The sequence below is a fragment of the Nocardia sp. NPDC005978 genome, assembly GCF_040614455.1.
Classification (GTDB): Bacteria; Actinomycetota; Actinomycetes; order Mycobacteriales; family Mycobacteriaceae; genus Nocardia.
The window spans coordinates 1-10291 of record NZ_JBEXUS010000178.1 but is presented as its reverse complement, the minus strand read 5'-3'; the positions used below and the strand labels follow the sequence as shown (position 1 = coordinate 10291).

Sequence of the window (10291 nt, the reverse complement as noted above, 5' to 3'; positions counted from 1 at the left end):
CGCGGCGCCCGCTGGCTCGCGCCGCGCCGCTTCGGATTCCGAGACCACGCGCGTCGCCGGGTCGCGCCGTGCCGCCGCCGTATCCGCCGATGCGGCCGCACCCGCGTCCGATGGTCTCGCGTCGGAACCCGAAGCGGCCCGGACGATTCCGTCCCCGGCGGCGCGCTCGCGCGAGTTCCGCGCGGAGGACGCCCCGAATCTGGATCTGCACAGCATCATGCGCCTGCTCCTGGCGTCCCATGATCTGGACATCGCCGCGGACCAGGCCGAGGCCGGTGAGATCACGGTGGCCGAGCTCGCCGAGGTCGCGCGCCGGACCCGTTCGGCGGCAGTGGATCTGGTCGCGGCCTGGTACGGCGGACCCGATCACATGCGGCGGTTCGGCGAGGTGCTGTTACAGGCCGCGGCCGAAACCGCTCGCTAGTCGATCCATCCGACGATCTGCTGACCCGCCTCGAACTGTTCCTTTCGAACTCCGGTCAGCAGCAACCCGATTCGATTGTTCTTCCGTGCCCCCTGCCGGCAGAAGATGTCGATCGCCCGCACCGTGCTGTCGAAGCTGCCGCCGGGTCCGCTGACCCGCACGGTCTGCCCGGGCCGGAATTCCCCGCTGTCGATCGTGCCCGCGACGATGACGCCGCGTCCGGTCACCAGGAAGGCCGCCTCGACGGTCATTCGCGGACCCGCCGGGCCGCCGGGCATCCATTTCTCGGCCATGGCCGGATTCTCGCGCATGGAATACACCGGGGGAAAGCGTATTTCGGCGTGTGCGCGGCGGTCCGCGGACGCCGTGCCCGATTATGGTCCGGTGACGAAGCCCGAGTTGACGGCCGCGGCCGTGCAGGCGGAATTGGCCGCGGTCGCCGATCCCGGTGACGCCGTGCATTTGCGGCGCTTCTTCAAGACCGGGCCGGGGGAGTACGGCGCGGGTGACGAATTCATCGGCGTGCGCGTGCCGCAGACCCGCAAGGTGGCCAAACGTTTCGCCGAACTGCCGCTCGCGCAGATCGACCTTTTGCTGGACAGCCCGGTGCACGAGCATCGCCTCGCGGGTCTGGTGATTCTGAACGGCTGGATGGCGCGGGCCGTCTCGCCCCGGCGTCGCGATATCGCGGCGCAGGAGCGAATCGTGGAGTTGTATCTGGCCGCGGTGCGCCGGGGCCGGGTGAACAACTGGGATCTGGTGGACGCGTCGGCGGAATACACGCTGGGTCCGTGGTTCGCGGAACGTTCGCGCGATCCGCTTTTCCGATTGGCCGCGCGCGAGTCGCTGTGGGAGCGGCGGGTGGCGTTGCTGACCACGTTCCACTTCATCAAGGCCGGTGATCCGGCCACCACCGTCGAACTCTGCGAACTGCTGCTGCCCGATCGCCGCGATCTGATTCAGAAGGCGGTGGGGTGGATGCTGCGCGAGATCGGCAAGCGGGTCGATCAGGGGACGCTGCTGGCCTTCCTGGACGCCCATGCCGCCGATATGGGCCGTACGGCGCTGAGTTACGCCACCGAACATCTTTCTTCCGAGCAGCGGCAGCACTACCGATCCCTGCGTTGACCTTGCTATAAGACGTGCTCCAGGGGGTGCGGCGAACGCGTCGCCCCCAGGTGTTCATCTTTCGTTCAGTTTACGTTCATTTGGCGCAATCATTCTGTGACTTGCCAAGAACAGACCGTGCGTCCGGTTATAGCCCGGATGACTCGACCTCCATGCGGAAATCCGCCGCGGGGCGAGGCGGTGTTCACCACACAAGTCAGCAGGTCATCCTTTGCGAAAACTGTTTCCCCTTGTCGTCCTGGCCGCGGTCGCCGCAGCCCCCGCCGTGACCGCGCACGCCGATGTCGCCGGCGTCCCGCAGGAACTGCAGCAGCCCGTCGAGCAGGCGCAGCAGTTCGCGCGCACGCTCCCGGAGCCGCAGCAGGACCAGGTGCAGCAGTTCGTCCGGACGCTGCCCGCGCCGTACAACGACCTGCTCCCGCCGGTGTTCGAGAACAACCTCGACGGCTGGATCAAGAACGCGCTGCACGTGATGGCCCAACACGGCATCCCCGGCGACTACGACAGCATCCACCGCAACATCATTCGCGAGTCCGGCGGCAACCCGCAGGCCATCAACCTGTGGGATTCCAACGCGGCCATGGGCATCCCGTCCAAGGGGCTGCTCCAGGTGATCGATCCGACCTTCCAGGCGTACCACGTCGAGGGCACCTCCTGGGATATCTACGATCCGGTGGCCAATATCGCCGCCGCCTGCAACTACGCGGCGCACCGCTACGGCACCATCGCGAACGTCTTCGGCGCGTACTGATCCCGCAACGTCGATCGGCCGCCGCGACAATGTCGCGACGGCCGATTTCGGCATCCGGTGAACCGGTTCTAGAACTGGATCTTCAGGCGGTCGGTGACCGGCCGGGCCTGGCAGCCGAGAATGTAGCCGTTGGCGATGTCCTCGGGGTCCAGGATTTCGGCGTTCTCCATTTCGACCGAACCCTCCACGACGGTGCACGCGCACGAGCCGCATTCGCCCTCGAGGCAGGAGTACGGCACGTCGAGTCCCTTGGACAGCATGATGTCCACCAGGGTCTGGCTACGCGGCCAAGTCATTTCGTGGGTCTGCCCGTCGAGTTCGACCTCGACGGTCGCGGCGTCGGCCGCTTCCTCGTCGCTGATCTCGGTGGGCGCGACATCGGCGAACGGATCGCCGGACAGCGAATTGAAGACCTCGGCGTGCGTGCGATTGCGCGGTACCTCGAGCTGGGCGAGCGCGTCGTGCACCCGATCCATGAACGGCTTGGGTCCGCACATGAACGCTTCGTACGCGGCGTAGGGCGCGGTGAGGGTGGCCAGCGCCTCGACGGTCGGCAGGCCCTGTAGCGGTTCGAGCCAGTGCAGCACGAGCAGTCGCTGGGGGTGCTTGTCGGCGAGTTCGCGCAGCTCGGCGGCGAAGATGACCGATTCCAGATCGCGGTTGGCGTACACGACCACGATGCGGCCGTTCCCGCGCGCCAGTGCGGATTTGGCGATGGACATGATCGGGGTGATGCCCGAGCCCGCCGCGAACAGCAGCAGATCGGTGTCCAGGTTCTTGGGGGTGAAGACGCCGGACGGCGGCAGCACCTCGATCTCGGAGCCGGCGATCAGGTTGTCGCACACCCAGTTCGAGCCGTAGCCGTCGACGGTGCGCTTGACCGTCACCTTGAGCTTGTCGTCGACGTGCGGCGAACTGGCCAGCGAATAGCAGCGGGCCACCGATCCGGTGAGCTCGCTGGGAATGCGCAGGGTCAGGAATTGGCCCGGCTGGTAGCTGAAGCGCTCCCGCAGTTCCTCGGGAATGTCGAATACCAGCGAGCAGGCGTCGGCCGTCTCATTGATGACCGCGGAGACCCGCAGCACGGCTGACCGCGAGCTGTGCGGTACGTCGACGGTGGTCATAGTGTCCTCTCGAACCGACAAACTAGAACGTGTTCTAGTTTGACTATACGTGGCTGTCGCGCTGCCGGACAAGCTGAGCCTCGAGTCCGGCGATCAGCACGTCCATGGAGAAGTCGTAGGAGTATTTCCCACGCAGGTCGCCCATATGCTTCATGGCCCGTTCGACGGCTTCGGGCAGCACCCGATCCGCGAGGGCCCCGTGATCGCGCGGGTTCACCTTGCCGCGGCCGAACAGGTAGGTGTGGATGGTCGCATACGCGGACAGCACATTGCGCTCGTCGAATCCGGCGTCGAACAGGATTTCCATGACGGCCGCGATGAGATCGAGCTGTTTGCCCAGCATCTGTTCGATCAGCACATCGCCGAGACCCGGGTGCCTGCGCAATTTCTCGTCGATCTGGTCGATGAGGTCGCGCAGGCGCATTTGCCACCCGCCGAATTCCGGTGGGGGCTTGCGCACTCCGGTGAGCGCGGCGGTGGCCACCAGATCGAGTAGCTCGCGTTTGTCCGCGACGTAGTAATAGGGGGCCATGGGGGAGACACCGAGTTCGCGGGAGAGCCGTCGCATGGAGAGTTTCTCCACGCCGTCCTGTCGAACCACGCGCAACGCGGCTTCGACGATCTCCGATTCCGAGAGGGTGTTGCCGCCCCCGCCTGTCTGCATGCGCCCGACTCCCATACCACCTCGACCACCGTGGGCCCGGAATTTCGGACCCTGCCTGTTACCTGCCGCTTTTCCTGTTTTTCGCAGGTGCGCCAGCCATCCCGCAGTCTAGAGCGCCGCCCGGCGCGATGGTCCGGCCCCGGGAGAGCGCGATGAGGAAAACGGACTATCCGACGAGCGGCGGCGCGCCAATCATGATTGCCAAGTGTGTGCTGGCCTAGCATTCCTGGAATGCGCCATGATCGTCTTCCCGATGGTTTCGGGGTGCGGATCGATCCCAGGGTGCGCACTTACTCCGGTGGACGGTTCCTGGTCGGTGGCTCACCGACCCGAATGCTCCGCCTCGCACCGGAGGCTGCGGCCATGATCGGTGACGGGTACCTCGAGGTGACAGACCCTACGTCCGCTCGAGTTGCCAGACGTCTGCTCGATTCCGGGGTGGCGAATCCGCGTCCGCGCCTGCTGCCTTCGCTCGAGGACGTCACCGTCATCGTGCCCGTGCACAACGACCCGGAGGGACTCGCGCGCCTGCTCACGGCGCTGCGCGGGTACACCGTGATCGTGGTGGACGATGGTTCCGACAAGCCCGTGCGCATTCCGGCCAACCGTGCCCATCGCTGCCGGGTGACCGTGCTGCGGCGGGATCGCCGCCGCGGTTCGGCCGCCGCGCGCAACTTCGGATTGCGCTCGGCCGCCACCGAATTCGTGGCCTTCCTGGATCCGGACGTGGTACCGCGCACCGGGTGGCTGGAGGTCATGCTCGGGCACTTCAGCGATCCCAAGGTCGCCCTGGTGGCCCCGCGGATCCTGGCCATGGATCCCGATTCCACGCTCCTGGCCCGCTACGAGCACACCCGCGGTTCGGTGCACCGCGGCCGCCGCGAGTCCGCGGTGCAGGCGCACGGCGCGGTGCCGTACGTGCCGAGCACCGCGCTGCTGGTGCGCAGGCTGGCCCTGTTGTCCGAGGGCGGTTTCGATGAATCCATGGCCGCCGGAGGCGATATCGACCTCTGCTGGCGCCTGGACAGCGCGGGCTGGCGACTGCGGTACGAACCCGCCGCCCGTGTCGCGCACAGCAATCCGGTGTCCCTGCGAAAGTGGTTCGCTCACAAGGTGAACCATGGGACGGGGGTGGCTCCGCTGGGGCGGCGGCATGCGGGAATGGCCGCGCCGCTGTCGATTCCCATCTGGACCGCGGTGGCCGCGCTGCTGTTCGGGACGCTGACCCGCTGGGGCGTGCTCGGCGGGGCGGTGACCCTGGTCGCCACGCTGTTCCGACTACGCAGAGTGTTCGCGGACCTCGACAATCCGACGCGGGTGGCGGCCATATATATGGCGCGCGGTTTCTCCGGCGGGCTCTGGCGCCTGGCTTCCTCCCTGTGCCGGCACTATTGGCCGGTCACCCTGCTGGGCATGCTCTGCTCCCGGCGCATCCGCCATCTCGCGGTCACCATCGCGGTGGCCGACGGTCTGGCCGACTGGTTCATCCATCGTGAGTCCGGCAGCCTCGATCCCGCCCGCTACGTGGCCTGCAAAACCCTGGACGACGTCGCCTACGGAACCGGCCTGTGGTGGGGTGCGGCGCGTTTGCGCAGCGCCGCGGTCCTGCGACCCACCCTGCCGCCCAACTGAATTCCCACCCCGTACCCGCGCCCGGCCGGCCGTGCCGCCCGGCGCCGGACGCGGCTGCGGATCCCCGCCGCGCCGGGCGCGGCGGTCCCGGACAGCGCCCGTGCGCGTCCCTTCCCGAACCGCCCGCTAACGGCCCGTTCTCCCGGCCCGCGCCCCGCGCCGCCCGCCCGGCCCGGGCGTGGAAATCCTCGCAGTGCCTGCGCTTACACCGTGAGGTGTGAGCTCGCCGGGCATACCCGACTTGGCGAGGGTCACATTTCGCGAGGCTCGGATCCGGGTGTGACCTGCGGGACAAACGAACGGCTTCGTACTTCGGTTCGGATCGCCGTCGGTACTCTTTGGTTCGGGAAAGAAAGGCAAATGGTTAGCAATCTCGCAGGTGGGAGCAGTCCGCAGCACGGCGCCGAGCCGGGCACTCAGTTGGGTGCGCTCGAGGCCTATGCCGCGCAAGCCCACGGATACCTCAGTGTGGGCGGCGACCAGCTCGGTCAGCTACCGGGTCTGTTGCGACCCATGGTGCTGGAGTCGTGGTTGCGCAGCCTGCGCGGCGGGGTCGATCCACTCGATGAAAACGACGGCCGCGGACTGCGCGGAGCCGATCTCGAACGCTATCGCGACGCGCATCCGATCGCGGCGGTCATGCCGCTGGTGGACAAGCTGTTGCTGCGCGATGCCACCAGCACGGGCCTGATCGTGGTGGTGGCCGATCAGTTCGGCCGGGTGCTCTCGGTGCACGGCAATCCGGATCGGGTGCAGGCGGCGTCCGAGGCCGGGGTGCGCGAGGGCAACGACCTCAGTGAGCGCCGGGTCGGCACCAATGCGGTCGGCCTGGTGGTGCGCACCGGTCGCGCGGCCTGGATTCACGGTCCCGAACACTTCCTGCATCGCATGCATCAGATCACCGGAGCCGCTGCGCCCGTACATGATCCGGACGGCAGGCTGGTCGGGGTGCTGATGATCGCCGGTGGCGTGCGGGTGGCGCGGCCGGAGATTCTGGCGCTGGTCAAGGCGGCGGCCACGGCCATGGAGATGGATCTGCTGCTGGCCGCGGTGCGGTCGGGGCAGGATCGCCGGGCCGGGGAAGCGCCGGTGCCCGAGCGTCTGGGGCTAGAGGTGCTGGGTCTGGGGCAGCCGCAATTGACGGTGGCCGGCGAGCGAGTTCCGCTGTCGCAGCGGCACGCCGAGATTCTGCTGCTGCTGGGCGAGCATCCCGAGGGCCTGTCCGCGGATCATCTGGCGTTGCTGCTCGACGACGCGGATCTGGACAACGCCACGATTCGCGCCGCGATGTCCCGGCTGCGCTCGGTGGTCGGTCCCAATGTCTTCGGTTCGCGCCCGTACCGGCTGCGGGTTCCGATCGCCACGGATGTGGAGGCGCTGCGTGCCGCGCTCGATTCCGGGGACGTGGACTCGGCGGTACGGCTGTACTCGGGCCCGGCGCTGCCGCGTTCGAACGCTCCGGGAGTTATAGACATTCGCGATGAATTGCGCGTGCGGTTGCGCACGGCCGTGCTGCGCTCGGGGGAGACCTCGGTGCTCAGCCGATGGACCGCGGGCGCCGAAGGGCGTGACGATGCTGCCGCGTGGGCGGCCTATCGGGCCACCGTGGACCGCGATTCACCTCTGTATGCCCAGATCGAGGCGAAGATTCGCGTGCTCGATCGCCGCCTGGGTGCGGATGCAACGCAGATGCAACGTTTCGACTCATAGTCTTCGCAATCGGAAGTGCCCTCGGTCACATGTTGGCCTTGTCATGTGGCTGTACCCACATTTATCGCGGTCTCCGCGTAATCTCCCCAACCAACTAGACGCTCGTCCAACTTTTTTCGGGGAAAAAGTTCCGTTTTATTCACGTACCGCCTAGTCTTCGCAATGCATGGACGGCAAGTGTGATGCAGGCGACAACGCGAGGTTCGCGGACGGTCGCGGTGCGCATCGCTCGGCGGTGAGTTGGAGGAGATCGGCAAGCAGTACACCCATGGTGTGAACGGCCATCGAGCCGTCGCATCCCGATCGTGGATCGCGGGGACCCCGATCGGTTCGAGCGCTAGTTGAAGCACGCGCGTACACGTCGTGGAAGACGTCGCGCATTCGTCGAATCACCCAGGAGCAGTGCGAATTTCGCGGCTTCGGGTATCGGATCCCTCGATACCCAAGGCCTATTTCGTGCTGCCCGGAAACCCGTTCGGCCGCATAGCGGGCAAGTCTGAAGAAGGAGGCTCTGGTGCAGGGTACGGAGTTGGGGAGTATCGGTCCGGACAACGCGTCGCGGCGCGATGCGACGGCCGCCGGCAGCGATCTGAACGTGGATGTCGCGCAACTCCCGCCGGGCGCCTCGGAGCCCTTCCCGCTCGGTCCCGCCCAGGTCGGACTCTGGTACGCGCAGCTGCTCGAACCCGACGTCCCGGTCAATATGGCCCAGTACGTCGACATCCAGGGTGACCTCGACGTCGACCTGCTCTTGCGCGTCGGCGACGAGGGCGTCGCGATCTGGCGCACCTCGCAGCTGCGTTTCGCCGAGGTCGACGGACAGCCCTGCCAGTACCTCGACCTCACCGCCGTCGACTCCCCGCAGGTCTACATGGATCTGCGCGGCGAAGCGGATCCCATCGCCACCGCACACGCGTGGATGCGCGCCGACCTGGTCCGCCCGCTGGATCTGCTGACCGATCAGCTGTTCGCGCCGACCCTGATCCACGTCGCCGACCAGCGGTACTTCTGGTACGTCCGCGCCCACCACATCGTCGGCGACGGCTACGCCGCCATGAGCGTCATGCAGTGGACCGCCAAGCGTTTCACCGCGCATCAGCTGGGCCTCGAGCCCGAGGTGGTCAAGGTCGGCACCCCGCAGGAGATCGTGGCGGGCGAACTCGCCTACCGCGAGAGCACCCGGTTCGCGGTCGACCGCGCCCACTGGGCCGAGCGCACCCGCGGCCTGGACGGCGCGACCACCCTGAACAGCCGCACGGCCCCGCGCAACGCGGGGAACCGCGTGTTCGGCGCCGCGCTGCCCGCGAAGCTGCAGGAGCGCATCGAAGAGGTTGGCGCGCAGAGTGATTCGGGTCTTCCGGTCGTCGTGCTCGCGGCGTTCGCGGCCTACCTGGGCCTGATGACCGGCAAGCCCGAAGTCGTGCTGAGCCTGCCGGTGACCGCGCGCACCACCGCGGTCATGCGCCGCTCGGTCGGCATGCTGTCCAACATCGTGCCGCTGCGCATCGGCCTCGGCGCCGAGGCCACCTGGGGCGATCTGCTGACCGCGACCCGGGTCGAGGTCTCGGGCGCGCTGCGGCATCAGCGCTACCGGCACGAGGACATTCGCCGCGACGCCGAGCACGAGGACCGCCCGGCCACCCGCGCGCTGTTCGGCCCGATGGTCAACATCATGCTGTTCCACAACCGCCTGGACTTCGGCGAGTTGAGCGGGCGGCTGCACATCATGTCGACCGGCCCCATCGAGGACATGAGCCTCAATGTCTTCTACGGCGACAACGACCGGGTCCACCTCGACTTCGAGGTGAATCCGAATCTGTACTCCGCCGGTGAGATCGCCCGGCATCACGCGCGATTCCTGCGCCTGCTCGAGCGCCTGGTCGAGACCGATCCGGCCACCCCGATCACGGCGCTGGACGTCAGCACCGAGCTGGAGCGCGACGTCGTGCTGCGGCTGTGGAACAGCACGGCCCGCCCGGTCCCGGCCGGCGCGACGCTGGTGTCGATGTTCGAGGACCAGGTCGCGCGTACCCCGGCGGCGCCCGCGCTGCGTTTCGCGAACGAGCCCGAGCGCGATCTCGACTACGCGGGTCTGGCCGCGCGCGTCAACAAGCTGGCCCGCCATATGATTTCGGCCGGCGTCGGTCCGGAGGACCGGGTCGCGCTCCATCTGCGCCGGTCCCCGGAGCTGGTCATCGCCATGTACGCGGTGCAGGCCGCGGGCGCGGCCTACGTGCCGCTGGATCCGGACAACCCGGCCGATCGCATCGCGCACATCCTCGACACCGCCGCTCCCGCACTGGTGCTGACCAGGACGGCCGATCGCCCGGCGGACGAGATCGCCGCGGTGTGCGTGGACGAACTCGACCTGGACGCCGTCTCCGGCGCGCCGATCGCCGCCGGTGAGCGGCGGTCCGCGCTGCGGCCGGAGAACACCGCCTATGTCATCTTCACCTCCGGTTCCACCGGCCGCCCCAAGGGCGTCGCCGTCACCCACGCCGCGATCGTGAATCGCCTGGTGTGGATGCAGAGCGCCTACGAACTGGGCGCCGCCGACGTCGTGCTGCAGAAGACGCCCGCGACCTTCGACGTCTCGGTGTGGGAGTTCTTCTGGCCCCTGCAGACCGGCGCGACCCTGGTGCTGGCGCAGCCGGACGGCCATCGCGATCCGGCCTACCTGCGCGCGGTCATCGCCGAGTACGGCGTGAGCGTGGCCCATTTCGTGCCCTCCATGCTGGACGCGTTCCTGGCCGGGCTCGCGGACGAGCACGTCGCGGGCCTGTCCGGCCTGCGGCACGTGTTCGCCTCGGGCGAGGCGCTGCCCGCCCGCACGGCCCAGCACCGCGCGCAGGCGCTGG

At 68.0% G+C, this 10291-nt stretch carries 9 protein-coding genes; 6 read left to right on the top strand and 3 right to left on the bottom strand.

Going from position 1 to position 10291, the window contains the following annotated elements; genetic code table 11:
- The coding region (locus ABZ319_RS38775; protein ID WP_354991582.1) for a hypothetical protein at nucleotides 1-424 on the top strand (424 nt) is incomplete at its 5' end.
- Here ABZ319_RS38775 and ABZ319_RS38770 read toward each other — a convergent pair.
- A complete protein-coding gene (locus ABZ319_RS38770; RefSeq protein ID WP_354991581.1) occupies nucleotides 421-717 on the bottom strand; it encodes a hypothetical protein in 297 nt (98 codons plus the stop codon). The two genes, ABZ319_RS38775 and ABZ319_RS38770, sit on opposite strands and share 4 nt — an antisense overlap.
- Before the next feature lie 91 nt (nucleotides 718-808).
- Between ABZ319_RS38770 and ABZ319_RS38765 the strand changes: the two genes are divergently transcribed.
- A complete protein-coding gene (locus ABZ319_RS38765; protein WP_354991580.1) occupies nucleotides 809-1552 on the top strand; it encodes a DNA alkylation repair protein in 744 nt (247 codons plus the stop codon).
- Between the two features lie 211 nt (nucleotides 1553-1763).
- Nucleotides 1764-2303: a transglycosylase SLT domain-containing protein gene (locus ABZ319_RS38760; RefSeq protein WP_354991579.1), complete on the top strand. Its 540-nt coding sequence runs from the start codon at nucleotides 1764-1766 to the stop codon at nucleotides 2301-2303.
- 68 nt (nucleotides 2304-2371) lie between these two features.
- On the opposite strand, the gene ABZ319_RS38755 is transcribed toward ABZ319_RS38760, so the two are convergent.
- Together ABZ319_RS38755 and mftR2 are read right to left on the bottom strand one after the other, a co-directional pair.
- The gene (locus ABZ319_RS38755; protein WP_354991578.1) at nucleotides 2372-3427 is read right to left on the bottom strand and encodes a ferredoxin--NADP reductase; all 1056 of its coding nucleotides are present in this window, start codon (nucleotides 3425-3427) and stop codon (nucleotides 2372-2374) included.
- A gap of 43 nt (nucleotides 3428-3470) precedes the next feature.
- Entirely contained in the window at nucleotides 3471-4091 is a 621-nt protein-coding gene (mftR2, locus tag ABZ319_RS38750) for a mycofactocin system transcriptional regulator MftR2 (RefSeq protein WP_354991577.1), read from the bottom strand.
- Between the two features lie 231 nt (nucleotides 4092-4322).
- On the opposite strand from mftR2, the gene mftF reads away from it, so the two are divergent.
- From mftF to ABZ319_RS38735, 3 genes are all read left to right on the top strand, one after another.
- The gene (gene mftF / locus ABZ319_RS38745) at nucleotides 4323-5723 is read left to right on the top strand and encodes a mycofactocin biosynthesis glycosyltransferase MftF (RefSeq protein WP_354991576.1); all 1401 of its coding nucleotides are present in this window, start codon (nucleotides 4323-4325) and stop codon (nucleotides 5721-5723) included.
- Nucleotides 5724-6083: 360 nt separating this feature from the next.
- Entirely contained in the window at nucleotides 6084-7433 is a 1350-nt protein-coding gene (locus ABZ319_RS38740) for a GAF domain-containing protein (RefSeq protein WP_354991575.1), read from the top strand.
- Nucleotides 7434-7947: 514 nt separating this feature from the next.
- A partial coding sequence (locus ABZ319_RS38735; RefSeq protein WP_354991574.1) for an AMP-binding protein occupies nucleotides 7948-10291 on the top strand: 2344 nt, incomplete at its 3' end.